Genomic DNA, 23,991 nt, shown 5'->3' with positions numbered 1-23,991 from the left:
CTAGGGTCGTCAACTCTGCCGGCTTCAGGCAGGACGGTCGTCACGGACGCGATTGCCGTCGCGATCGAACGCGGGATCGGCAGTCTTCTGCGCTTCGATCCGCGCCGATGGCTTGGCCGGCGTCTCGTCGTCGTTCTCGGACATGCCCTTCTTGAAGTTCTTCACGCCCTTGGCAACGTCGCCCATCAGGCTGGAGAATCGGCCGCCGCCGAGGAGGAGGATCGCGACGACCGCGAGAACGAGCAAGTGAATCGGGCTAAAACCGCCCATGGCAATTCTCCTGGAAACTGAACCCTATCTAAGCCTCATCCTGCCGCTTTGCCAGCCACCTCGCCATCTTCCCGGTCGTCTTCGCCATCTTCGAGGCGATCGAACGCCAGATCGACCGGATCGAGCAGCCCGGCGGCGCGCAGATCGTCGATTCCGGGCAGGTCGCGGCGGCTCTGGAGGCCGAAATGGACGAGGAATGCAGGCGTGGTCGCGAACATCAGCGGGCGTCCCGGCATCTCGCGCCGCCCGGCCGGCTTCACCCAGCCCGCTTCCATCAGGACGTCGAGCGTCCCCTTCGAGATCTGCACGCCGCGAATCGCCTCGATTTCCGCGCGGGTCACGGGCTCGTGGTACGCGATGATCGCCAGCGTCTCGATCCCTGCGCGGCTGAGCTTGCGCGGTTCCTCGCGGTCGCGGCGGAGCATGTGCGCCATGTCCGGCGCGGTCTGGAACTGCCAGCGCTCCCCGCGCCGGACGATCGCGATGCCGCGACCGGCATAGTCGGCGGTCAGTTGGGCGAGTGCCGCGCGGACGTCGCCGGTGCCGACATGCGCGCGGATCGCGTCGATCGTCAGCGGGGTCTCGGCTGCGAACAGCACCGCCTCGACGGCGCGCGTGAAGTCGTCCGGTGGGGTCACGCGCGGGCTCTCAGATACAGCGGCGCGAAGGGTGACGCCTGGCGCAATTCGATCTTCCCCTGCCGCGCGAGTTCGAGTGCCGCAACGAAGCTCGATGCCAGCGCCGACCGCCGGAGACGCTCGCCCGCTTCGGGGAGGAAGCTTTCGATCACACTCCAGTCGATTCGTTCGCCGACCAGCATCGACACGCGCTCGAGCGCTGCTTCCAGCGTCATCACCTCGCGGTCGGCGACGACGTGCATCACCGGCCGAGTCCGCGCGGAAATGCGACCGTACGCGGCGATCAGGTCGAATATCTCCGCCTGCCATGCGGCCTTGCGCACCGTCCGCAGCCCCTCGGGTGCGCCGCGCAGGAAAACGTCGCGCCCGGTGCGATCCCGCGCCATCAGCCGCGCACCGGCCTCGCGCATCGCACTCAGCCGTTCGAGCCGCAGTTGGAGCCGCAGCGCGAGTTTCTCCGGGTCGGGCTCGGCGAGCGGGTCGCGCGGCAGGAGCAATGCCGACTTCAGATACGCCAGCCATGCGGCCATCACGAGATAGTCGGCCGCGAGTTCGAGCTTGAGCGCGCGTGCGGAGTCGACGTACGCCAGATACTGCTCGACCAGCGCGAGGATCGAGATCTTCCGCAGATCGACTTTCTGCCCGCGTGCGAGCGAGAGCAGTAGATCGAGCGGCCCCTCCCATCCGTCGAGATCCAGAGTCAGTTGCGCGTCGTCCATCGCCGGACGCTACAGCGCGCGCTGCTAGGCATCCAGCCTCCACGTTTGACCCACGACCATATGAACCGTACATGCTTCGTATGGTCAGAGTGAATGTGAGGCTTGAATGGGTATCGTGAAGATCGACGACGCGCTGCACGAGGATGCGCGGCGGGCGAGTCAGGTGCTGTGCCGGTCGATCAATGCGCAGGCGGAGTTCTGGATGAAGATCGGCATGCTCGCCGAGGCCAACCCGACGCTTTCGTTCAATGATATCGTCACCGCGCAACTCGCTGCGGCCTCGGTCAGCGTAGTCTGAGATGGTGAAGACGCCCGCCGAACTGGCGCTGATGCGAATATCCGGCGCGTTGCTCGCGTCGGTGTTCGAGATGCTCGACGCGCTGGACCTGGGGGGAATGTCGACGTTGCAGGTCAACGACAGGGTCGACCGCTTCATCACCGACGACCTCGAAGCCCGCCCCGCGAGCAAGGGCCAATATGACTTCGAGTACGTCCTCAACAGCTCGATCAACCAGGTAGTCTGCCACGGCGTGCCCAACCCTCGCGACATCATCCGCAACGGCGACATCATCAATCTAGACATCACCCTCGAGAAGAACGGCTTCATAGCCGACTCGAGTAAAACCTACCTTGTCGGGAACGTTCCACCCGCCGCAAAGCGCCTCGTGCGGGTCGCGCAGGAGGCGATGTGGCAGGGTATCCGGCAGGTCCGGGCGGGCGCGCATCTCGGCGATATCGGCTTTGCGATCGAGCGGCACGCGAAGAAGCACGGCTATGCGGTGGTGCGCGACTATTGCGGGCACGGCATCGGCCGCGAGATGCACGAAGAGCCGCAGGTGCTCAATTTCGGGCGCGCGGGGACCGGCATGACGCTGCGCGAGGGAATGGTGTTCACGATCGAGCCGATGATCAACCAGGGGACGCGCAAGGTGTCGACCGAGGATGACGGGTGGACGGTGGTGACCGACGACGGCAAGCTATCCGCGCAGTTCGAGCATACGGTGGCGGTGACGCGCGGCGGGGTCGAGGTGCTGACGCTGCGGCGGGACGAGCGGGCTCGGGGGTTGGGGTGACGGGGGGGAACGCGTGGCCGTTCGCATCCCCATTCCGTTCGTGCTGAGTAGCGACTGAGTAGGCTCGTCAGAGCCGTATCGAAGGCGCGTATCGAAGCATGGGTTCCGCACGCCAACCTGTCCTTCGATACGCCGCTTCGACAAGCTCAGCGGCTACTCAGGACGAACGGGGGCCCCTCCACCAACACCACCCCGGCGAAGGCCGGGGCGCAGTTGAGGAACGGTACTGACTACCGTTGCACTTCGTTACTGCAACCTTTCCAACTGGGCCCCGGCCTTCGCCGGGGGGGATGATGGGTTAGAGTCAGGCCCGCGCCAACAACGCATCCCGCGTAGCGATCAGCTCCGCAAAATCACCCTTGCCCGTCCCGACCGACGCCATCGCCCGATCGAGCCTCGCTCGCGACGCCTCCGAGATTTCCCCCAGCCGCCCGGCGATCTCGACCATCTCGTCCATCCGCGCCCAGCAGTCGAGCACCAAATCGCACCCGGCAGCGATCGCGCCCGCTGCCTTGTCGCCAGCGGTGCCGGACAGCGCCTTCATGTCGATGTCGTCGGTCATCAACAGGCCGTCGAAGCCGATCCGTCGACGGATGATCTCGTCGATCACGATCGGTGACAGCGTCGCGGGGCGGTCGGCATCCCACGCGTCGAAGACGATGTGCGACGTCATGCCCATCGGTGCTTGGTTGAGCGTGCGGAACGGTTCGAGGTCGATCTCGAGCTCGGCATCGGTCGCGGTGACGGTTGGGAGGTGGTGGTGCGTGTCCACTCGCGCGCGGCCGTGGCCGGGCATGTGCTTGACGACACCGACCACGCCGCCTTCGGCCAGTCCCTCCAGCGTTGCGCGGCCGAGAGCCGCTACACGCATGGGATCGGAGCCGAAAGTGCGTGAGGCCACGGCTTCGGTGGTGTCCGGCTGCGACACGTCGAGCAGCGGCAGGCAGTCGACTGTGATCCCGACCTCGCTGAGCATCACGCCCAGCGCCTGGGCATTCGCTCGCGCTGCCTGGATCGCGGTCATCGGTGCGCGTTCATAGGCTGCGTCGAATACCGGGCCAGCGGGGAATGCGGGCCATTCGGGTGGTCCCATCCGCGCGACGCGGCCGCCCTCCTGGTCGATCAGGATCGCCAGATCCTGGCGTCCGGCCAGCGCGCGGAGCGAGTCCGTCAGCGCCCTCACCTGCGCGCGATCGACGATGTTGCGCTTGAACAGGATATAGCCCGCGGGCTCGCACTCGGCAAAGAACGCGCGTTCGGCGGGGGTGAGGACGGGGCCAGACAGGCCGAAGATGACGGGCTTCATGCGTTCTTTCTAGCGAAACCGGCGTGCGCGATCATCCTTCAATAATCCTTCGACACGCGGACGTTGGCGCTTTGGCGGCCGAGCGTGGAGATGCTCGACAGCAATGACAGCCAGCGGGTGACCTGGAACTCGACCTGCGTGGCGGAATAGCCCTGACCGTCGGTGACGATCTCCGCATAGAGGCGCCGGGTGACGTATTTGCCCGCCGCAATCGAGGTGCCCTGCCCGGTCTGCGGATCGGCCGGGAGGATGCGGAGGCGGTCGAGACCTGCTGCACGACGTACCGCGTTGATTGGGTTGAGGCCGCTGCCACCGCCCTGCAACGCCGCGACCGCCGCTGCCAACTGGAGAGCCTCGGGCGCGGACAGATTGGTGATCGAGGTACCGAACAGCAGCCGCGAGAGGAGTTCGTCCTCGGGCAATGCTGGCGTGCTGGTGAAGCCGATCTCGGGTTTCAGCGCGTAGCCGGTAACGCGGATCGATGCGCTCAGGCCCGTCGAGTCCGCATTCGCCTCGATATCCAAAGCCGGGTTCGCCGGGACCTGCCCGTCGAAGCGGATCACGCCGCGCGCCAACTCGAACTGTCGCCCGGCGAACTCGTAGTCGCCGCGGATCAGCGTCGCGCGGCCGGTGATCGCCGGGTTCTCGGGCTGGCCGGCGATCTGGAGGTTGGCGGACCATTCGCTGGTAAGGCCGAGGCCGCTGACCATGACCTGGTTCGGCGCGCGGGCCTTGATCGCCAGCGTCCACGGCTTGGTCGGGGTCGCGACTTCCTCGCCGCCGTCGGGCAGGTTGATCTCGCGGATGTTGAGTTGGGGGACGGCGCTGGCAGCGGTGGCCTGGCCGAGGCGGTAGCGGCTCTTGTCGAGCACGACATCGCCCGCGATCGTGCCGCCCGAGCCGTTCGACTTGAACGTCAGCGGCCCGGAGACGGTCGCGCCGATGTCGTCGCGGTTGATCATCACCGCCTTGTAGGCCTGCAATTTGAGGTCGAGACCCACTCCCGCGGCGGCGGCGAATTCGAACTGGCCGGTGCCGGTGACGCGGCCGCCCTTGCCCGCGTCCGCGCCGAACCGGTCGATCACAAGTCGCGAGCCGCCGAAGCGCCCGGTCGCCTGGACATTAGTCAGCACGGTGCCGGTGGTCGCACTTTCGATCCGCGCGCCGTTCGCCTGGACGATACCGCGCAGCGTCGGGTTGGCGAGCGTCCCGACAACATCCGCACCGATCGCGACAGGGCCCGACAGGTCGAACAACTCGACCCCGGTGAGCCGCCAAAGCGTATCGGCAGGACCGCTGTAGCGGAGCTGGCCGAACAGGCGGGCGTTGGTGATACGCGAGGCGAGGTCCCCCTGCCCGAGTGGCGCGAGTTGGGCCTGGGCGCGGCCGATCGTCTTGCCGGCGGACGCAATAACGGCGCGCAGGCCGAGCTTGTCGGGCGAGAGCACCGCCGCGACGCCGACATCGATCGGTCGCGACGACAGGACGAGCCCGGCGCGGCTGAGCCCGCGGATCGTGAGATCGGCCTTGCCGGTCGGCGCGGCGCCGTTCGCGGTGACGACGTTGAAACGCCCTGATGCCGAACCGCTGAGCCCGAGCCCGGAATACCCGATATCGAGAAGCGCTAGCGGCATCCGCGTCAGGCTGGCGTCGACCGCGGTGCTGGTGCCGGTGAAATGGCCGCCGACCTGCGCCTCGCCGCCGCCGAAGCTGAGTTTGGTGGGCGCGAGGTGCCAGCCGTCTTCGCCCTCAGTCAGGATCGCGGGGGTGAGCAGTTTCAGTGGGCGACCGTCGAGCGTGCCTTGCGCGGAGATCGCGTAGCTGTTGGCGGTCACCTGAGTCACGCTCTGGATATCGAACGCGCGGCCGCGCGAGCCGGCGATCGATGCCTTGATCGTCCCGACGCCGCCGCGCAGCGATGCGGAACCGTTGAACCGGGCGAGGCTGAGCGTGCCGCGACGCAGGCCGAGGCCGGTTGCGGTCGCCTCGATCGAGGTGCCGGCGGGATCGAGCAACGTGACGAAATCAAGCTTGCCCGATCGGAGCGCAACGGTGTCGAGCGTCGCGGCCTTGGCGGCGAGATGGCCTTCGATGCGCTGAACGGTCCCGACCGGACGGAACAGAAGTTCGCCCGAGATACCGCCGCCGGCAACCGCGAGCTGTCCGTTGAAGCCGCCATCGACGACCGCGATGTTACCGCTCGCCTTGGTGCCGGCAACGTTCAGCGCGGCGATGGCGATCGTCGCATCGGCGCCCGGCGGCAACAGGATCGCGCCATTGGTCGTGAACGGCCCAAGCCGCGATCCGCCGGCTGCGGTGAACGCGAACCCCTGCGGCGTCGGATCGAGATGCGCGCGGACGTTCGACATGCCGAGCGTCGCATTGGGGCTGGCGAAGACGAGGTCGAGCGTCGGCTTGTCGATCTGGCCGTCGAGCACGAGCTGAACCGGGCCATAGGTCTGTTGGCGCCCGCTTCCCTCGAAATGGAAGGTGCCGTCGCGACGACGATAGCCGTTGCCGGTCAGCCGGATCTGCGGCGCGGTCAGCACCAGGTTGGTGAAGTGGAGGATGCCGTCGGTGGTGCGTTCGAGGTTGGTGGTGATCCGCGGCAGACCGCCTGCGAGGCTGCGGAAGAAGGCGTTATCGAGCCGCACCATCTGCGCGCTGCCCTGGCCGATGACGCGCGTACCGTGGCGGTTGGGGCCGGGGACGACGCGCAACGTGGACTTCACGTCGACGATGCCGAGGCCGGGGATCAGATAGCGGCCGAGCCCGCCGTTGATGCCGACCTCGAACTGGCCGTTGCGCAGGTCGACCGCGAGATTGATGCTGCCGGTGAGCTTGTCGGAGCGGAGCTTGAGCGCGTCGCCGGTGAGCAACGTCGGCGTCACGCGGAGCAGGCCGTCGACCGACAGGTTGCGCAAGATCCCGCCCGCGACGGTGCCGACGCCGGTGACGCGCGCGGCGGTGAAGCGGATCGGAACGGTGACGGGGGCGGCGGACAAGCGGCCCTTGCCGGCGGCGTGGGCGTTCTCGAACCCGGTCTGGTCGAACGCGAACCAGCTGGCGTCGAGACGATAGTCGAACGCCGCGGTCGCGAACGGGCCGTCGAGGATCGCGCGAAGCTCGACCATGTTGCCGGTCATGTTGTCGAACAACGCGGGCGGCCGCAGCAGCCGTGCCTTGATCCGCACGTCACGATAGGCGTTGGTGGCGAGATCGATGATGCCGGTCGTGTCGACCGCCAGCGCGGGGGTGCGCAGCGACAGCTGGCCGTCGAGGCGGCGGTTGGCGAACCCGGCGCTGCCGTTGACCAGGATACGCGGCGCGGTCAGCTTTTGCAGCCGCCCCTTCAGCAGCGACGATGGCGCGAGCGTGCCCGACAGCGTGTAGCGGCCGGCGACCTGCGCGAGCGCGAGATCGACGACGCGCGTCGTGCCGACGATGCCGTTCGCGCGGCCGTTCCACTTCGCCCAGCTACCGTCGCCGGTGACCGCGAGCGCGACCGGGCCCTTCGCCTTCACCATCCGCGCGAGCACGCCGCCCGCGGCCCCCTTCGCGGCGACGTCGAGGTCGAAACGGTCGCGCGCCGGCTCGGCATCGATCCGAAGCTTCAGGTCGTCGCTGCCGGCGACGCGGGCCTTGAGATCGACGAGTGCGCGGCCGGAGCGGATGTCCGCGCGGCCTTCGAGCGTCGCGATCCTTTGGGTCCCGAGCACGCGCTTCGCCAGCGTAAGGCGGCCGACCGAGAGCTTGCCGATATGAATGTCGAAGTCGGGGAGTATCGGGCCGCGCGTCTTCGAGGGCCGGGTGCGCGGGGTATGCGTCAGGATCGCGCGATCGACGATCAGCCGGCGGATCTCGAGGCGGTTCGAGAACCAGTCGAACGGCGACCAGTCGAGCGTGACGTTGGGCGCCTGGAAGACCAGCCCTTCCAGATCGTACACGCGGAGATCCGTCAGGCGCGTGTCGCCGTATAATGAGCCATCAATCCGCCCGACCGTGAAGCGCAAGCCATTCGCCGTCTTGATCGCCGCGATCCGGTCCGCGACGAAACGGTGGCCGATGTCGGTGTCGACGATCAACAACGCGGTACCGACGATCACGAGCAGTGCCATGACCGCGCTTGCGATCCATCGCCACCAAGCGATCCGGCGCTTTGGAAGAACGACCTCTTCGGTCAAAATGCCTGCCCCAGCGAGACGTATACGGCGATGCGGCTGTCGCCGGGCTGCGGGTTGATCGGGGTGCCGACGTCGAGGCGGATCGGGCCGAAGTTCGAATAATAGCGCACGCCGATGCCGGTGCCGTATTGCAGCCCGGTGAATTTCGGCAGCGGCGAGGTGTAGATATTGCCCGCGTCGAGGAACGGCACGATCCCGAAGCTGCCGAGGACGCGGACGCGCGCCTCGATCGAGAATTCGGTCAGGCTGCGGCCGCCGATCGGGTCGTTGTTGGGATCGCGCGGGCCGATCGACTGATAGCCGTAACCGCGCACAGACGCGCCGCCGCCGGCGTAGAAGCGGCGTGATGGCGCGACCTGGTCGCGCGGCGCGCCAACGATCGTGCCGAGCCGGGTGCGGGCGGCGAGCACCACCCGGTCGCCGAATGGTTGATACACGCTACCGTCGAACTGGGTGCGCGCATAGCCGAACACCGAACCTTGCAACGACACTTCCGGACTGATCCGGCCGCCGAGGCGGAAGCCCCTGGTCGGGTTGAGCAGATCGTCCGATCCGTCGTAGTTGAGGCTGGTCGGCAACGCACCGATGAAGAAGGTGCGGCGACGTGGCGCGCCGGTCGAGAGGATCACGTCCTGCTCGTCCGACGCTAGCAGCTCGGCGCCGACCGACCATGTCCAGGTCTTCTGGAAGAAGATGTTGGTCTGGCGCTCCAGCGTGCCGGCGAGCGAATAGGTCTTGGCGTCGTAGGCGTCACGGTTGGTATGTGCAGCGGAGGCCTGGAGCGTCAGCACCCGGTCTCGTGCCTTGAAGTTGTTGCGGCGGAAGACGACCGAGCCGAGCTGTTCCTGCGTGCCCAACACGCCGCGCAGCGTCAACGCGCCTTCGGGCGGGAACAGGTTGCGGTGCGTCCAGCTGAGTTCCGCGCGCGCGCCTTCGCCGGTGCCGTAGCCGAGCTCGCCCGCAACGGTATGCGGCGGCGCGCGATCGAGCTTCACGGCGATGTCGACGGTATCGGGGGTCGCGCCCTGCACCGGCTTCAAGTCGACGGCGGAGACCAGACTGGTCTGGATCAGCGCGCGGCGGAGATCGTCGAGCTTGGCGGCATCGTACAGGTCGCCGGGCGAGAACCGCGCGATCTCCGCGACATGGTCCGCGCCGAACACCCGGTTGCCGGGCAGTGCGACAACCTGTCCGAACTTGCGCGCGCTGCCTGGTTGGACGGACAGGTCGAGCGTCGCGGTGCGGGTGGCGTGGTCGACCACGATCGCCGGATCGCCGACCTTGGCGAACGGAAAGCCTTCGCGGCCGATCTGCGTCGTCAGCTTGGCCTGCCCCGCGACGATCGCATCGGAATTGACCGGGTCTTCGGGCTTGATCCCGAACGCAGTCGTCAGCCCCGGCGCCTTGTCGCCTGCCGCGGCGATGCCGTCGATCGTCACGCCCTTGAACTTGTAGAGCGTGCCAGGGGTCGCCGATAGCACGACCATCGGTTTCGCGCCGGGCTCGACCCGCGTGATGACGTTGGCGTCGTAATAGCCCTCGGCGCGAAGAAGGCTGTTGAGCAGGTCGGCATCCTCGCGCGCGCGGCGATCGAGCTGGGCGGCATTGGCGGCCTGGTGGTCGTTCGCGTCGAGCGTCGAGAGTTGCGCGAACCGCTGACGCAGCAGCGTGTCGTTGATCCCGTCGATGCCGTCGATCCGCCAAGCGTAGCGGCTCTCCGCGTTGGCGTCGACCGCAGCGACCGTGGCGGCCGGGTCCATCGGCGACGTCGCGAGATCGGGCCAGGCGACGCCGATGTCGGGCAGCGGGGCCAGCGGCGAATTGGGGTCGAGCGACATCGGCGTGTCGGCGGTCGGGCTTGCCTGCGTTTGGGTCGACACGGGCGCGGTTTGTGCTCCTGCGGCACGTATGCCCGCGCAAGGTAGGGCACCCGCTGTCGTCAGAACGAAAAAGGCGGCGGCCGGCCCGGCTCGCCCGACGCGGAACACCATGTCCGGCTCCTAGCCGGGCTTGTCGTTGCGGAACAGTATCTAACGCCGTATTTCCGCCACGTTTCGTCCGGGCGGCGGATCAGGTGTGGCGCGTGGCTGGCATCCCGTGGCAGCACGTGGCAGGACATGGCGATGGCCGAACCGACTTCCCGCGACACCCTGCCCCCCCACAAGAATCCGAGCGCTGCGGGCGGGTTCCTCGTCGCGCTGGGGATGCTGGGCGGTACGGGGGTGGGGTTTGCGATTGGGCAGGCGACGCCGGGGTTTCTGGTCGGGACTGGGGTCGGCGTGCTGGCGGCGGTGTTGGTTTGGTTGAGGGACCGGCGGTAGACGGCGCTCCCGGCTGCCCGCCCGGCTCTTCCGTTCGCCAATCGTGCGTTCGTCCGTCTTCCGTTCGTCCTGAGTAGCCGTCGAGTAGCTCCAACGAAGCGTATCGAGATGGCGTATCGAAGGACAGGTTAGCGCGGGTAACCCATGCTTCGATACGCGCCCTCGATATGCTCCTAACGGAGCTACTCGGTCGCTACTCAGCACGAACGGAATGTGAGGTGGTCGCCGTGCCATGCTGATTTAGCGACCACCTACAGCCTATCGACTACCACGCCAGATTTGGAGCGGTGCGCTTGGGTTCAGTCCGCCCTGATGCACCGGGCAACGACGATACCGAAAGCGGCGATCCAGGCAGATCCAGACCTCGTCGAGCCAGCCCTGCTTCGTCGCGGTAACCCGCATCATGTCAGCCTTCAGGCCGGGATTCACGCTCGCCATCGCCGCGGCGAACCAGCCTGCGGTCAGTGGCGCGCGCGACAACGCGTCCATATCCGGATAGCGGAGCTTGCTGTACAGCCCGGCCGACTGGTTGAAATACTTGGCGGGACGATACCCGGGCATGCAGGTACCGTGCTTGGCCCACTCATGCTGGAGCAACTGCGCGGACGGCGTCGTGCAGAGATGCGCACGGATGACCGGAGGCGGCACGAACTCGGCGTCATGACAATATTGCGGCCAGTCCTTGCCGACCCCGTCGGGCCATAATCCGTGCAGCGTAAAGCCGAACCGGTTGCCGGCGCCGCATTGGAACGTCGACCCGGTGCGATCGCCATTCTCTCGGCAATATTGCGGCGCCCAGGTGATCGCGAGCGTATAGCTGCCGATCGGGATATCGCGCTTCGGCTGGCTCTCAGACGGAAGGTCCGGCCGGACGCGCTCGACCGACGCGGGAGTCGAGCATTGATAGGCCTGCGCCTGCGCGACGCTCGGCAGTGCGATCGCGACGGCGGCGAGGGTCAGCCTGGAGATCATGCGACGTTCCCTCTGTCAGTATCCGTGTCGAAATCGGCGTCGTCGTCCTGGCCGAACCAGGCTTTGCTGCCGGGTCGGAAAAGGTGGACGGCGGCAGCGACGTAGAGTGCTTCTGCGATGAGCGAGAGGATCGATGCCGTGCCGACGATCGCACTACCCGTCGCGAGCGTTGCAAGCGCCTGGACGGCGGCCCAGGTCGACAAGGCGGCGAGGATCACGACCACCCACTTCGCGACAACGCTCGGCGCGCGCGCGGTGAAGTACCAGAGCAGCACCGTCACCGCGATCCCGATGGCCTGGAACGTCGGCAATATCCACGTCGCCTTGGCGAGTACCGGATAGGCGGTGACGATCGCCTCGCGCTGCGTCCAGGTCATCGCCGCGACGATCGTATCCAGTATGAACGCCGCCCAATAAAGGCGCTCGTAGCGAACGATGGCAACCGGCCTGATCATGGTCCTACTCCCTGACCTGGCCAGCCGAAGGCCCGCGCCGGATCTGGCGGAGCTATTCGACGGTCGCGAAGTCCAGCCCTATATCTGCTGCGGGCGCCGACTGCGTCAAGCGGCCGACCGACACATAGGTCACGCCAGATTCAGCAATCGCGCGAATCGTGTCGAGATTGACGCCGCCCGATGCTTCGGTCGGAACGCGACCGGCGACGAGCGCCACCGCTTCGCGCAACATCGCCGGCGGCATGTTGTCGAGCAGCAGGTGTGTCGCGCCAGCCTCCAGCGCGGGCTCGATCTGGTCGATGCGGTCGACCTCGACGATGATCTGCGCGATCCCCGCCGCCTTGGCGCGGCGGACCGCCTCGGCGACACCGCCCGCGACCGCAACGTGATTGTCCTTGATCATCGCTGCATCCCACAGCCCCATGCGGTGGTTCTGCGCGCCGCCCATCCGGGTCGCGTATTTCTCCAGCATGCGCAGGCCCGGGATCGTCTTGCGCGTGTCGAGCAGGATCGCGCCCGTCCCCTCGATCGCGTCGACATACGCGCGCGTCATCGTCGCGATGCCCGACAGATGCTGGACGGTGTTGAGCGCGGACCGCTCGGCCGTCAGCATCGCGCGCCCTGCCCCTTCGAGCCGCATGAGTTCGGTGCCGGCCGCCACCTGCTGACCGTCGCGGACGAGGCGTTCGATCCGCACATCCGAGTCCAGCGCGCGGAAGAAGGCTTCAGCGAGATCGAGGCCAGCGACGACGATCGGATCGCGACTGTCCATGACACCGGTAAACCGTGCGTCCGCGGGGATGACTGCGGCCGACGTTATGTCGCCGATCGTACCGAGATCCTCGGCCAGCGTCGCCGCGACGAAGGCGTCGATATCGAACGACTCGGGCAATGCTGTCTTCACCTGTCGTCTCCGGATTGTTCGTCGAAAATATGCTCGGCGCGCGGTGCCAAAAAAGAGACGGTCGGAACAGTGACTTCACGGTTCATTCGACTCATCGAATTATTTTTCCGGTATAGGAACCATTCGAGACGTCGAGGGTTTGCCGATCACTACCGAGGATATTCTTATGCCCACCACCACGATGGCCGATACCGCACGCCTGCATGCCCTGCTGGACGAAGCTCTTACGCTGGCCGACACGCTGCAGCTGCCGCTAGCCGCCATCCATATCGACCAGGCGCTCGCCCAGTTGAGCGATGTTGACGTCCCGGCGCTCTGAGCGCGCCCTGATCTGAACTATTCCTAATGTGACCGCGCCAGGCTGGAGTAATCCAGCCCGAACGGCGGCCAATTAAAACGGACCGTTACTTCGGCCCGAGATCACCCTTCCCCACGGTATTCGATGCCATCGACAGCATGCGGTCGAGGCTTTTCTTCGCCTGGAGACGAAGCCCTTCCTCGATCTCGATCCGCGGCGAGAGATCGCGTAGCGCGACGTACAGCTTTTCGAGCGTGTTGAGCGCCATGTACGGGCAGATATTGCAGTTGCAGTTGCCGTCCGCACCCGGCGCGCCGATGAAGCGCTTGTTCGGGAGCGCCTTTTCCATCTGGTGGATGATGTGCGGCTCGGTAGCGACGATCAGCGTGTCGCCGGGCATCGCGAGCGCGTAATCGAGGATGCCGCGCGTCGAGCCGACGTAATCGGCGTGGTCGAGGATGATCGGCGGGCATTCGGGATGCGCGACGACGGGCGCGCCAGGGTGCTGCGCCTTCAGCTTCATCAGTTCGGTTTCGCTGAACGCCTCGTGGACGATGCACACGCCCGGCCACAGCAGCATGTCGCGGCCGGTCTTCCGCGCGAGGTAACCGCCGAGATTGCGGTCAGGGCCGAAGATAATCTTCTGCTCGGGCGGGATCTGCGCGAGGATCGTGTCAGCCGACGAGGACGTGACGATGATGTCGGAGAGCGCCTTCACCTCGGTCGAGCAGTTGATGTAGGTCAGCGCGATGTGATCGGGGTGTTTCGCGCGGAAGGCGGCGAACTGCTCGGGCGGGCAGCTGTCCTCCAGGCTGCACCCGGCGTCCATGTCGGGGAGCACGACGATCTTGTCGGGCGACAGGATCTTGGCGGTCTCGGCCATGAAACGCACGCCGCAGAATGCGATCACGTCGGCGTCGGTGGCAGCGGCCTTGCGGGACAGATCGAGGCTGTCGCCGACGAAATCGGCCAGATCCTGCAATTCGGGCTTCTGGTAGTAATGCGCGAGGATGACGGCGTTCTTCTCCTTGCGGAGGCGCTCGATCTCGGCGCGTATGTCGATACCGGCGAAGTTCTGCTTCAATTCCATGGTCGTATCCCGAGTGTTGCCCGTTCCCTAGGGGCGGTTCCCTAGCACGTCCTGCAGCGAGCGCGAGGTGTCCCAGCGCTCGGTATTCGCGGTCGGCTCGTCGGCGAAGCGGACCACGACGGTCGCGTCGATTCCGGCAGCCCGCAGCGGCATCGCGAAACTGCGTTCGACCGCACGGCGCGTCGCGTCGCGGGCGAGCTTGATCATCGCGGGCTCGCGCGCTTGGCGGATCAGTTCGATCTGGCCGGCACGGCGATTGGCGGCGTCGAGGCGCTTCTCGGCATCGGTGAACGTGGTCAGCACGCCGCCCGAACCATATTCGCGCACCGCGTTGAGATCGACCTGCGGGCCATCGGCTTCGACGGCGGGAAGGCGCACGGACAGCGTCTTCGAAGTGCCATCCCACGCGACGTCGGACTGGGTCAGCTTGGCCATGTCGACTTCGTACCGGACCATCCCGGGCATGATTAGCGTCTTCTCGGTCGTGAAGCCGAGCTGCGACTGTTTCGAGGTGACGACCGCGACGTAGCGCGCGGCGAACGCCGACAGGCGGTTCTGCTCGCGCAGTCCCTCAAGGCTCGCGCTGGCGATCGTCGTCGGATCGGGCGTGAGCCGGTCGCTGACGTAGCGCTGCACGCCCCAAAGCATGAGCAGCCCCGCGAGGACGAGGATTAAAACGATTCCGACCGCCTTGGCCAGAAACGGGGCCACGCCGCTCTTGCGTACGGGTTCGGTCACGCTGTCGTTCGCCATGTCTCGCCTTCCTCGATAACCAGTCCGCGGGTTTGCAGGTCGTACAGATGCGCCAGCACCGATCGTTCGGCGGCGGGCACGAGTTGCGCGCCAAGACCGACATACATGCGCTCGACCATCGCCGGGATCGGCCGCGCGCCATCGCGAAGCAAGCGGAGGATCTGCCCCTCGCGTTGCTTGCGGTGGCCGAGCATGCCGCGGACGAGCCGTTGCGGCTTGTCGATCGCCTCGCCGTGGCCGGGATAATAGATGCGGTCGTCTCGACCCATCAGCTTTTCGAGGCTGGCCATGTACGCCGTCATATTGCCGTCGGGCGGCGAGACGATCGTCGTCGACCAGCCCATGACGTGATCGCCGGAAAACAGCGCCTTCGTCTCGGGCAGCGCGAACGCCAGATGGTTCGACGTGTGGCCAGGAGTCGCGATCGCCTCCAGCGTCCAGCCATCACCGGTCACGCTATCACCCTCCGCAAGAACGCGATCAGGGGCGTAGGCGGCGTCGAAGGACGCGTCTGCTCGCGCGCCCGTGTCGGCGAGGTCGAACGGTGCAGCGCCGACGATCGGGGCGCCGGTGAGCGACTGGAGCGGACGCGTGGCGGGGCTATGGTCGCGGTGGTGATGCGTGACGACGATCGCCTTGACCGGGCGGCTATCGATCGCGCGCAGCAGCGCCTCGATGTGCCCGGGATCGTCGGGGCCTGGATCGATCACGGCAAGATCGGTCATACCGACGATGTGCGTCTGCGTACCTGTATAGGTGTAGGGGGAAGCGTTGGGCGCGAGCACGCGAACGACCAGCGGCTCGAGCTGGATCGGGATACCGGTCGGATGCTCAGCCATGGATGCGAAATGGCGGCTCGACGCGGCGATGGCAAGACCTCGTTAGTCGCGGAGAGCTGTCGGAAACTCTTACAGGCCGATGCCGGGCCAAACCTGAGTTAACTATCGAACGTCGCCAAAACCGCGAACGGCAGGTTCTGGCATGGGCCGTGCAACTAGTGTGCCGTCACCGAACGCGAACGCGTTCACAGGGTGGATCGACCGCTTTCCCTTCCGGTCTCGCGTCGATCCACCCACCCGGTGCCTTGATCAGTTGGCCTTCTGCGTCTCGAACAACTGCGCCAGCTCGCCGCTCTCGTACATCTCCATCATGATGTCAGAGCCGCCGACGAATTCACCATCGACGTAGAGCTGCGGGATGGTCGGCCAGTCGGAATAGCTCTTGATACCCTGCCGGATGCCCTGGTCCTGCAACACGTCGACGCTCTCGAACTCGACCTCTAGATGGTTGAGGATCGCGATCGCGCGGCTAGAAAAGCCGCACTGCGGGAACAACGGGCTGCCTTTCATGAACAGGACTACCGGGCTGGCTTTTACCAGGGCGTCGATGCGGGCGTTGGAATCGTCGGTCATGTCTTCGGTCCTCAGGAGATTGCGGTCGTAAGCTGTAGTGCGTGCAGGACGCCGCCCATCCGACCGCCGAGCGCGGCATAGACGGCCTGGTGCTGCTTCACCCGGCTCATCCCGGCAAAGCTGGCGGCGGTGACCTTGGCAGCATAATGATCGCCGTCGCCCGCGAGATCGGTGATCTCGACCTGGGCATCGGGGATCGCGTCCTTGATCATCGTTGCGATATCGTCAGCAGCCATCGGCATATCAATGCGACTCCAGCAATTGGCGACGTGCCTCGATCATCTGCTGCGCCAGCGCGCGGCGGATGGTAGCCTCATCATGGTCGAGCCCCGCGGCGGTCAGGTCGCCGACCAGTTTCCGCACAACATCATCGTCGCCGCCGCCTTCCATGTCGGCATGCACGAGCGCAGTCGCATAGGCGTCCGTCTCTTCAGGGGTCAGGTGCATTTCCTGCGCCGCCCAGCCACCCAGCAGGCGATTGCGCCGGGCCGTTATCCGGAAGGCCATCTCTTCCTCGCGCGCGAAATTCGCCTCGCTGGCGCGTTCGCGGTCGTCGAAAGTGGTCATTGCGCGGGTCCCCGTTAAGTCTCGTCGTGGGCCCCGAGATAGGTCGCACAACGCCCCCGCGCAACAATCGACAGAAACGTACAAAAACTACTGGAACTATGGTCTGGTTGTAACGATATATAAGTCGATCACGTGACACAGTGCACGGATAGGAGAGTGATATGACGACGCTATCCCAGCCGACATCCGTTTCCGTGGCCAAGACGCGCGCTACACCGCCGGTCGTGCACGGGCTTGCCTACGGAATTTTTGCGTCGACAGCGATGTGGGGCGCGATCGCCACCGTTGCGTACAACGTGTTTTGACCCCCCTGTAGAGGCAGCTGTACTCAGCCGACCTCTACGACGAGTTTCCCGATAGCACCACGAGCGGCCATCTTCGCGATGGCCTTGCCGCCGTCCTCGAACGCAAATGTTTCCGTCACGCGCGGCGCGATCTTTCCGGCTTCCCACAAATCGAACAGCGTTTCGATATGCGCCTGGTTCGCCTTGGGATCACGCGCCGCGAATGCGCCCCAGAACACGCCGCATACGTCGCAGCTTTTGAGCAGCGTTAGGTTGAGCGGCAATTTCGGAATGCCGGCGGGGAAACCGACGACGAGATACTTGCCCTCCCAGGCGATCGATCGCAGCGCAGGCTCGGCATAGTCGCCACCGACCGGATCGTAGATGACGTGCGCGCCGTCGCGACCGACCGCGGCCTTGAACTGCTCGGCGAGCGCCTTCGACTGGTGCTTGTCGAACGGGGCACGGGCATAGATCAGCGTTTCGTCCGCACCGGCTGACTTGGCGGCGGCGGCCTTTTCCTCGGACGATACCGCGGCGACGACCTTCGCGCCGAACGCCTTGCCGAGTTCGATCGCGGCGAGCCCTACCCCGCCGGCCGCGCCGAGCACGAGCAGCGTCTGCCCCGCCTTGATATGGCCGCGGTCGAGCAAAGCGTGGATGGTCGTGCCGTAGGTGAGGATGAGCGAGGCACCCTCGGCGAAGCTGCGGCCTTCGGGGAGGCGGTAGAGCTTGGCGGGGTCGGCGATCACCTTCTCGCAGAGGCCGCCGTGACCGAGCATCGCGATCACGCGGTCGCCGACTGCCCAGCCGGTGACGCCCTCGCCGATCGAATCGATCGTGCCAGCGATCTCGCCGCCGGGTGCGAACGGGCGCTGTGGCTTGAACTGGTATTTGTCCTCGATGATCAGGACGTCGGGGAAGTTGATCGCGCAGGCCTTGACCGCGACGACGACCTGTCCGGGGCCGGCTACCAGATCGGGCAGCTCGACCATTTTCAGAGTTTCAGGTCCGCCGACCGCCTTCGACACCAATGCTCGCATACCCGCTCTCCACCGTCGTCCAGGGGCGATTCGATGCGACCGCCTCCTCGAATTTTGAAATCTGGGTATCCCTTGCCAGCGTCAGGCCGACTTCGTCCAGCCCTTCCATGAGGCACTGACGGCGGAATGCGTCGAGTTCGAAGGTGAAGCGGTCCTGGAACGGGGTGGTGACGGTCATCGTCTCGAGATCGACGGTGACGGTCTGGTCCTTGGCGACTTCGATAAGCCGGTCGATCGCCTCCTGGGGCAGCACGACGGGGACGATGCCGTTCTTGAACGCGTTGCCCGAGAATATGTCGGAGAAGCTCGGCGCGATCACCGCGGTGATGCCCATATCGGCGAGCGCCCACGCGGCATGCTCGCGGCTGGAACCGCAGCCGAAATTATCGCCGGCAATGAGGATCGGCGAGCCGGCATAGCGCGGGTCGTCGAAGATGTTGCCGGGTTGCGCGCGGACCGTCTCGAACGCGCCGCGGCCGAGGCCGGTGCGCGTGATCGTCTTCAGCCAGTGCGCCGGGATGATGACGTCGGTGTCGATGTTCTTCGCGCCCCACGGATAGGCGCGGCCCGAGACGGTCGTGACGGGAATCATCGCTGTTCCGTGCGCTCCGGAACGACCCGCGCCGATGCGACATAGGCCGCTACGCCGCTGAGCATTGCCCCAGCCGCCAGCAATACGAAAACCTTCTTCATGCTCGTTCCCCCATCAACTCTCTGACGTCGCTCAGCTTACCGGTCACCGCCGCCGCTGCCGCCATCGCGGGTGATACCAGATGCGTGCGCGCTCCGGGACCCTGTCTGCCGACGAAATTACGGTTCGACGTGGAAGCGCAACGCTCCCCCGCAGGGACTTTGTCCGGGTTCATCGCGAGGCACATCGAACAGCCCGGTTCGCGCCATTCGAAACCGGCGGTGATGAAGATTCGGTCGAGCCCTTCGGCTTCGGCCTGACGCTTCACCAGGCCCGAGCCGGGGACGACCAGCGCGCGGACGCCCGTGGCGACATGGCGTCCGTCGGCGATCGCCGCGGCGGCGCGGAGATCCTCGATACGGCTGTTGGTGCAACTGCCGATGAAGACGTGCTGGATCGGCACGTCGCGCATCGCGGTACCGGCGGTCAGGCCCATATAGTCGAGCGACTTCTGTGCGGCGGCCTGCTTGGCGGGATCGGCGAAGCTTGACGGTTCGGGGACGAATCCGGTGATCGGCACGACGTCCTCGGGACTGGTGCCCCAGGTGAGGCCGGGGGCGATATCGGCGGCGTCGAGCGTGACGGACTTGTCGTAGCGCGCGCCGGGATCGGTGGCGAGACTACGCCACCACGTCACCGCGCGGTCCCAGTTCTCGCCGGTCGGGGCCATCGGGCGGCCCTTGAGATAGGCGAAGGTGGTGTCGTCGGGCGCGATCAGGCCGGCGCGCGCGCCTGCCTCGATCGACATGTTGGCGATCGTCAGGCGACCTTCGATCGACATGTTGCGGATCACGCTGCCGGTGAATTCGATGACATGGCCGGTGCCGCCCGCCGCGCCGATCTTGCCGATGATCGCGAGGATGACGTCCTTCGGGCTGACGCCGAAGCCGAGTTCGCCGTCGACGCGGACTTCCATCGTCTTGGCCTGCGACAGCAGCAAGGTCTGCGTGGCGAGGACGTGCTCGACCTCGCTGGTGCCGATCCCGAACGCAAGCGCGCCGAGTGCGCCGTGCGCCGATGTGTGGCTGTCGCCGCAGACGAGCGTGGTGCCGGGGAGCGTAAAGCCCTGCTCGGGGCCCACGACGTGGACGATGCCCTGCTCGATCGCGGTCGCGTCGATATAGTCGATGCCGAACTCGCTGGTGTTGCGGCGGAGTGCGTCGAGCTGCTGCGCGCTTTCGGGATCGGCGATCGGCAGGACGCGGCCGGCGGCATCTTTCCGCGCGGTGGTCGGGAGGTTGTGATCGGGGACGGCGAGCGTCAGGTCGGGGCGGCGAACCTTGCGGCCTGCGACGCGCAGGCCTTCAAAGGCCTGCGGGCTGGTGACTTCGTGGACGAGGTGGCGGTCGATATAGATCAGGCAGGTGCCGTCGTCGCGGCGTTCGACGACGTGCGCCGCCCAGATCTTTTCGTACAGCGTTTGCGGAGTGGCCATGATGGAGCGCGCGTTAACCGAAAAGGGGTGCGACGCCAAGGTTGTATGTAATTTTCGGTCGCTGAACCGTGCGCGTGGAGGGCCGGCGGAAAGATTGTCCACCCGCGAAGGCGGGTGCCCAGACTGGGGCCCCGCCTTCGCGGGGAAACAAGATGGATTACCGCGCGGGCATCGCCTTGTTCAGGAACGCGACGCTGTCGGCGAGCACCGGCGCTTTGCCGCGGAAGGGTTTCGACAAGGCCATCGCGACGTTTTCGTGGCTCAAACCGGGATAATCGATGTGCGTCACCGGTGCCCCCAGCGCCTTCAGCCGCGCGGTGAGGTTGATCGCGTTATGCGGCTTGACCTGCGTGTCGTCGCCGGCGGTGATCAGCAGCATCGGCGGGGCGTCGGCGCGCGCGAAGTGGATCGGCTGGGTCATCACCGGGTCGGCGGCGCCCTGCATCGCGTCGATCGCGCGTTTCGCGGTGAAGGGGTAGAAATCATAAGGCCCGCACAGGCCGACCGCGGCCTTGATGATGTGGGGGTCGACGCCTTCCGCCTTCAGCCAGCGCTCGTCGAGCGTCAGCATCGCGACGGTGTAGGCGCCGGCGGAATGACCAGCGACGGCGATCCGGTTCGGGTCGCCGCCGGACTGTGCGATGTGGTCGCGAGTCCACTTCACCGCTTCTGCACCGTCCTGGAGGAAGGCGGGGAAGCGGACGTCGGGCACCTTGCGGTAGTCGGGCATGACGACGACGTAGCCCGCCTTCGCATAGGCGCGCGCGGCGAAGGCGTAGGCGCCGCGCGAGCCGTGCACCCAGCCGCCGCCGTACCAGAAGATCAGCACCGGCAGGCCGGTCTTGGCGCCACCGGACGGGCGCCAGACATCGAGCTTCTGGCCGTGAGTGCCGAACGGGACGCCTTCGCGGATGCGCGCGGTGCCGCGACCGCCGCCCATCACGCCATCGAGGACGCTGAGCGTACCCGGTCCCGCGGTGAACGCCGTGCCTGCGATCAGGATGACGATCAGCGCTATGACGATCGCGGCGCGGCGCATCAGCGGCGGAAGTCCGCGGTGATCGACCCGCAGTTGAGGAGGTCGGCCTCGTGGCTTTCCTCGCGCCATGTCTCGGCGAGTGCGGTCGCTTCCCATTCGCGCATCGCCGCGTGCGCGATGATCCGGTCGACCCAGGCCAGACCTGCCGGGCCGACGTCGATCCCGTAGGTCCGCACGCGGAACGCGACTGGCGCATAGAACGCATCGACGGCGGTGAACTCTGCGCCAGCGAGCCACGGGCCGCCGAACCGGTCGAGTCCCTCGCTCCAGAGTTCGGTAATCCGCGCGACATCGCGGTCGAGCGCGTCGCTGCCGGGGGCGGCTTCGACGCGGACGCCGACGTTCATCGTGCGCTCGTTGCGAAGCGCGGAGAACCCGCCATGCATTTCGGCGGTCGCGCAGATCGCCCACGCGCGTGCCTCCTCGTCGACCGGCCAGACGCCGTCGTGACGCTCGGCGAGATAGAGGACGATACCGAGCGAATCCCATAGCGTGCGCGCGCCGTCGATCAGCACCGGCACCTGCCCGGTCGGCGAGAAGGCGCGGAACGCCTCGTAATTGACGGGCTTCAGGAACGGCTCGATCCGGTCCTCGAAGTCGATGCCGAGCGCCTTCATCAGGACCCAGGGCCGCAGCGACCAGCTCGAGTAATTGCGGTTTGCGGTGACGAGGGCGTAGCCCATCAGATGGTGTAGTGCGCGGTGGTTCTCGCGGCGATCTCGTCCGCAGTGACGCCCGGCGCCATTTCGACCAGCTTGAACGGGCTGTCGTGATCGGGGCGCTGGAACACGGCGAGGTCGGTGACGATCATGTCGACGACGTTCTTGCCGGTCAGTGGCAGCGTGCACGACGAGATGAACTTCGGCGTGCCGTCCTTGGCGGCGTGGTCCATCACGACGATGATCTGCTTGACGCCCGCGACGAGGTCCATCGCGCCGCCCATGCCCTTGATCATCTTGCCCGGGATCATCCAGTTGGCGATGTCGCCGCCTTCGCTGACTTCCATCGCGCCGAGTACCGTCAGATCGATATGCCCGCCGCGGATCATCGCGAAGCTGTCCGACGAGCTGAAATACACCGACGAAGGGAGTTCGCTGATCGTCTGCTTGCCGGCGTTGATCAGGTCGGCGTCCTCCTCGCCCGCGTACGGGAACGGGCCGATCCCGAGCATGCCGTTCTCGGACTGGAGCGTGACGGTCATCCCCTCGGGGATGTTGTTCGCGACCAGCGTCGGGATGCCGATGCCGAGATTGACGTAATAGCCGTCCTTCAGTTCCTGCGCCGCGCGCGCGGCCATCTGGTTACGGTCCCAGGGCATCAGTGCATTCCTTCCTGGATGGTGGTGATGGTCGTGAATTGTTCGCGGAGTTCGGTGCCGACGCCGTCGACGATCGCCTGCAACGCGGCATCCTCGTCGAGGCCCCAGGTGCCCGCATAGGCGCGCGCGGCGTGACGGATCGTGTCGGCGAGGAGGTAACCGAACACGGTCGGATCCTCGAGGATGCCCGCGTCGATCAGCACGTTGCTGCCGGCGCCGTTGGTGATCCAGATGCGCGCGACCTCGACCGATTCGCCGGTGAGCTGCGCGCCCTTGTCGAGCGCGATCGCGTTTGGGTGATTGGCGGGATGATCGGCCATTAGCGTACGCCTCCAGTCGGGGCCCAGCGGACTGCTGGCGGGAATACCTCGTCGCGATTGCCTTTGAGCGCGGTGCCGTAGACCGGGTTGGGCAGGACGAACCACCCTGCTCCCCATTTCGCGGCGATCGCGGGCGACTGGACCGTTGCGCGACGGGCGGCGGGGGTTTGGCCGGCGTTGAACAGGTCGCTGAAGTCGCCGAGCTGGTCGCCGCCCATTGCGACGACGCAGTATTTTGTAGCGATCGTCGCGCGGCGGCCGTCCTTCTTCGAGCCCATCGCGTCGTCGCCGGCGAGGAACAGCGTCTCGCCGTGGCGCGCGGGGCCGAGCCCGGCGGCTTCGATCGTGGCTTCAGTCTGTGCGGCGTTGGCGGCGGAGCGGTTGGTGTTGAAGATCACCGTAACGCCCATCGCGCGGAGTTGGGTGAGCGCGGCGAGCGCGCCGGGGACGGGCGCGACCTGCTTAACGCCGGTGCGCTCCCAGTCCTGCCAGCGCGGGTCGGACCAGGGCTGGCCGGAAGACGCGTCATATTCGAAGCCGAGGTTGAGAAGCACGGTTTCGTCCACGTCGAAGACCGCGGCTTTGGGTTTGGTGCCGCAGGCGGTGAAAACCGGCGCGGCGAGCGTGGCGCCTTGGGTGAGGACGACGGACGTCGGCGTGCGTTGCGCGCGGATGTAGCCGACGAGCGCGTTCCAGGCCTGGATGCTGACCGCCGCCGCTTCGCCCGAGGCGTAGAGATACTGCATGCTGGCGGGTACGCCGTCGACCGTGACGGGTGCGGAGACAGTCGGCGTCGCTGCGATCGACGTCGGCGCGGAGACACTTACGCACCCCTGCAAAACCAGTGCCCCTGCGAACGCAGGGGTCCAGGATACCAAGCGCCACGCCTGCGACCCTGG

The 23,991-nt window shown here is 66.4% G+C and carries 28 protein-coding genes; 5 read left to right on the top strand and 23 right to left on the bottom strand.

Going from position 1 to position 23,991, the window contains the following annotated elements; translation table 11 throughout:
- Positions 1–24: 24 nt before the first annotated feature.
- Genes ASE82_RS00465 through ASE82_RS00455 form a run of 3 tightly spaced genes read right to left on the bottom strand, consistent with a single transcriptional unit; the run spans position 25 to position 1,627 of the window.
- A complete protein-coding gene (locus ASE82_RS00465) occupies positions 25–270 on the bottom strand; it encodes a Sec-independent protein translocase subunit TatA (RefSeq protein WP_056057475.1) in 246 nt (81 codons plus the stop codon).
- A 35-nt stretch (positions 271–305) separates the two neighbouring features.
- On the bottom strand, positions 306–908 hold the full coding sequence (gene scpB, locus ASE82_RS00460; RefSeq protein WP_056057472.1) for an SMC-Scp complex subunit ScpB: 603 nt from the start codon (positions 906–908) through the stop codon (positions 306–308).
- Positions 905–1,627, bottom strand: coding sequence for a segregation and condensation protein A (locus ASE82_RS00455; RefSeq protein ID WP_056057469.1), 723 nt, complete (start codon positions 1,625–1,627; stop codon positions 905–907). The genes scpB and ASE82_RS00455 overlap by 4 nt, the downstream gene beginning before the upstream one ends.
- Positions 1,628–1,733: 106 nt before the next feature.
- Here ASE82_RS00455 and ASE82_RS00450 point away from each other — a divergent pair, with 106 nt between their 5' ends.
- Positions 1,734–1,925 carry a ParD-like family protein gene (locus ASE82_RS00450; protein ID WP_056057466.1) on the top strand — a complete coding sequence of 64 codons (192 nt, stop codon included), beginning with the start codon at positions 1,734–1,736 and terminating at the stop codon, positions 1,923–1,925.
- A gap of 1 nt (position 1,926) precedes the next feature.
- Positions 1,927–2,700 carry a type I methionyl aminopeptidase gene (gene map, locus ASE82_RS00445; protein WP_056057462.1) on the top strand — a complete coding sequence of 258 codons (774 nt, stop codon included), beginning with the start codon at positions 1,927–1,929 and terminating at the stop codon, positions 2,698–2,700.
- Between the two features lie 304 nt (positions 2,701–3,004).
- Here map and ASE82_RS00440 read toward each other — a convergent pair whose 3' ends face one another.
- The 3 genes from ASE82_RS00440 to ASE82_RS00430 form a co-directional block, all read right to left on the bottom strand.
- On the bottom strand, positions 3,005–4,006 hold the full coding sequence (locus ASE82_RS00440) for a glycoside hydrolase family 3 N-terminal domain-containing protein (RefSeq protein ID WP_056057459.1): 1,002 nt from the start codon (positions 4,004–4,006) through the stop codon (positions 3,005–3,007).
- A gap of 38 nt (positions 4,007–4,044) precedes the next feature.
- A complete protein-coding gene (locus tag ASE82_RS00435; protein ID WP_056059458.1) occupies positions 4,045–8,124 on the bottom strand; it encodes a translocation/assembly module TamB domain-containing protein in 4,080 nt (1,359 codons plus the stop codon).
- 62 nt (positions 8,125–8,186) lie between these two features.
- Complete coding sequence (locus ASE82_RS00430; RefSeq protein ID WP_082440938.1) at positions 8,187–10,181, bottom strand: autotransporter assembly complex protein TamA; 1,995 nt, start codon at positions 10,179–10,181, stop codon at positions 8,187–8,189.
- 132 nt (positions 10,182–10,313) lie between these two features.
- On the opposite strand from ASE82_RS00430, the gene ASE82_RS00425 reads away from it, so the two are divergent.
- Positions 10,314–10,511: a hypothetical protein gene (locus ASE82_RS00425; RefSeq protein ID WP_056059452.1), complete on the top strand. Its 198-nt coding sequence runs from the start codon at positions 10,314–10,316 to the stop codon at positions 10,509–10,511.
- 258 nt (positions 10,512–10,769) lie between these two features.
- On the opposite strand, the gene ASE82_RS00420 is transcribed toward ASE82_RS00425, so the two are convergent.
- The 3 genes from ASE82_RS00420 to nadC are packed head-to-tail and all read right to left on the bottom strand — an operon-like array spanning position 10,770 to position 12,842.
- Complete coding sequence (locus tag ASE82_RS00420) at positions 10,770–11,483, bottom strand: ribonuclease T2 family protein (RefSeq protein WP_056057456.1); 714 nt, start codon at positions 11,481–11,483, stop codon at positions 10,770–10,772.
- Complete coding sequence (locus ASE82_RS00415) at positions 11,480–11,938, bottom strand: hypothetical protein (protein ID WP_056057452.1); 459 nt, start codon at positions 11,936–11,938, stop codon at positions 11,480–11,482. The genes ASE82_RS00420 and ASE82_RS00415 overlap by 4 nt, the downstream gene beginning before the upstream one ends.
- A 52-nt stretch (positions 11,939–11,990) precedes the next feature.
- On the bottom strand, positions 11,991–12,842 hold the full coding sequence (gene nadC, locus ASE82_RS00410; protein WP_056057448.1) for a carboxylating nicotinate-nucleotide diphosphorylase: 852 nt from the start codon (positions 12,840–12,842) through the stop codon (positions 11,991–11,993).
- Positions 12,843–13,008: 166 nt separating this feature from the next.
- On the opposite strand from nadC, the gene ASE82_RS19185 reads away from it, so the two are divergent.
- A complete protein-coding gene (locus ASE82_RS19185) occupies positions 13,009–13,161 on the top strand; it encodes a hypothetical protein (protein WP_156348710.1) in 153 nt (50 codons plus the stop codon).
- Between the two features lie 85 nt (positions 13,162–13,246).
- Here the strand turns inward: ASE82_RS19185 and nadA are convergent, their stop codons facing one another.
- From nadA to ASE82_RS00380, 6 genes are all read right to left on the bottom strand, one after another.
- Positions 13,247–14,230 carry a quinolinate synthase NadA gene (gene nadA, locus ASE82_RS00405; RefSeq protein WP_056057445.1) on the bottom strand — a complete coding sequence of 328 codons (984 nt, stop codon included), beginning with the start codon at positions 14,228–14,230 and terminating at the stop codon, positions 13,247–13,249.
- 27 nt (positions 14,231–14,257) lie between these two features.
- Positions 14,258–14,983 (bottom strand): DUF4230 domain-containing protein, encoded by a 726-nt coding sequence (locus tag ASE82_RS00400; protein WP_056057442.1) that lies wholly within the window; start codon positions 14,981–14,983, stop codon positions 14,258–14,260.
- Complete coding sequence (locus tag ASE82_RS00395) at positions 14,965–15,822, bottom strand: MBL fold metallo-hydrolase (RefSeq protein ID WP_056057439.1); 858 nt, start codon at positions 15,820–15,822, stop codon at positions 14,965–14,967. The genes ASE82_RS00400 and ASE82_RS00395 overlap by 19 nt, the downstream gene beginning before the upstream one ends.
- Positions 15,823–16,071: 249 nt before the next feature.
- On the bottom strand, positions 16,072–16,395 hold the full coding sequence (grxD, locus tag ASE82_RS00390) for a Grx4 family monothiol glutaredoxin (protein WP_056057434.1): 324 nt from the start codon (positions 16,393–16,395) through the stop codon (positions 16,072–16,074).
- An 11-nt stretch (positions 16,396–16,406) separates the two neighbouring features.
- Entirely contained in the window at positions 16,407–16,637 is a 231-nt protein-coding gene (locus ASE82_RS00385) for a BolA/IbaG family iron-sulfur metabolism protein (RefSeq protein WP_056057430.1), read from the bottom strand.
- Position 16,638: 1 nt separating this feature from the next.
- Positions 16,639–16,962 carry a DUF1476 domain-containing protein gene (locus ASE82_RS00380; protein WP_056057427.1) on the bottom strand — a complete coding sequence of 108 codons (324 nt, stop codon included), beginning with the start codon at positions 16,960–16,962 and terminating at the stop codon, positions 16,639–16,641.
- A gap of 161 nt (positions 16,963–17,123) precedes the next feature.
- On the opposite strand from ASE82_RS00380, the gene ASE82_RS19180 reads away from it, so the two are divergent.
- Positions 17,124–17,267 carry a hypothetical protein gene (locus tag ASE82_RS19180; RefSeq protein ID WP_156348709.1) on the top strand — a complete coding sequence of 48 codons (144 nt, stop codon included), beginning with the start codon at positions 17,124–17,126 and terminating at the stop codon, positions 17,265–17,267.
- A gap of 23 nt (positions 17,268–17,290) precedes the next feature.
- Here ASE82_RS19180 and ASE82_RS00375 read toward each other — a convergent pair whose 3' ends face one another.
- From ASE82_RS00375 to ASE82_RS00340, 8 genes are all read right to left on the bottom strand, one after another.
- On the bottom strand, positions 17,291–18,289 hold the full coding sequence (locus tag ASE82_RS00375) for an NADPH:quinone oxidoreductase family protein (RefSeq protein WP_200910632.1): 999 nt from the start codon (positions 18,287–18,289) through the stop codon (positions 17,291–17,293).
- The gene (gene leuD, locus ASE82_RS00370; protein WP_056057421.1) at positions 18,252–18,881 is read right to left on the bottom strand and encodes a 3-isopropylmalate dehydratase small subunit; all 630 of its coding nucleotides are present in this window, start codon (positions 18,879–18,881) and stop codon (positions 18,252–18,254) included. Before leuD ends, ASE82_RS00375 begins: the two co-directional genes overlap by 38 nt.
- A 97-nt stretch (positions 18,882–18,978) precedes the next feature.
- A complete protein-coding gene (gene leuC / locus ASE82_RS00365) occupies positions 18,979–20,415 on the bottom strand; it encodes a 3-isopropylmalate dehydratase large subunit (RefSeq protein ID WP_435368528.1) in 1,437 nt (478 codons plus the stop codon).
- A 157-nt stretch (positions 20,416–20,572) separates the two neighbouring features.
- Positions 20,573–21,454, bottom strand: a complete 882-nt coding sequence (locus ASE82_RS00360) for an alpha/beta hydrolase (protein ID WP_056057418.1) — start codon at positions 21,452–21,454, stop codon at positions 20,573–20,575.
- Positions 21,454–22,137, bottom strand: coding sequence for a glutathione S-transferase family protein (locus tag ASE82_RS00355; protein ID WP_056057415.1), 684 nt, complete (start codon positions 22,135–22,137; stop codon positions 21,454–21,456). The genes ASE82_RS00360 and ASE82_RS00355 overlap by 1 nt, the downstream gene beginning before the upstream one ends.
- A complete protein-coding gene (locus ASE82_RS00350; RefSeq protein ID WP_056057413.1) occupies positions 22,137–22,772 on the bottom strand; it encodes a 3-oxoacid CoA-transferase subunit B in 636 nt (211 codons plus the stop codon). The genes ASE82_RS00355 and ASE82_RS00350 overlap by 1 nt, the downstream gene beginning before the upstream one ends.
- Positions 22,772–23,092, bottom strand: a complete 321-nt coding sequence (locus tag ASE82_RS00345; protein ID WP_056057410.1) for a DUF5076 domain-containing protein — start codon at positions 23,090–23,092, stop codon at positions 22,772–22,774. Before ASE82_RS00345 ends, ASE82_RS00350 begins: the two co-directional genes overlap by 1 nt.
- Positions 23,092–23,970 carry a 5'-nucleotidase, lipoprotein e(P4) family gene (locus tag ASE82_RS00340; protein ID WP_056057407.1) on the bottom strand — a complete coding sequence of 293 codons (879 nt, stop codon included), beginning with the start codon at positions 23,968–23,970 and terminating at the stop codon, positions 23,092–23,094. Before ASE82_RS00340 ends, ASE82_RS00345 begins: the two co-directional genes overlap by 1 nt.
- Between the last annotated feature and the right edge of the window lie 21 nt (positions 23,971–23,991).

The sequence above is a fragment of the Sphingomonas sp. Leaf230 genome, assembly GCF_001421745.1.
Classification (GTDB): Bacteria; Pseudomonadota; Alphaproteobacteria; order Sphingomonadales; family Sphingomonadaceae; genus Sphingomonas.
This window is presented reverse-complemented; position numbering and strand designations above follow the sequence as displayed.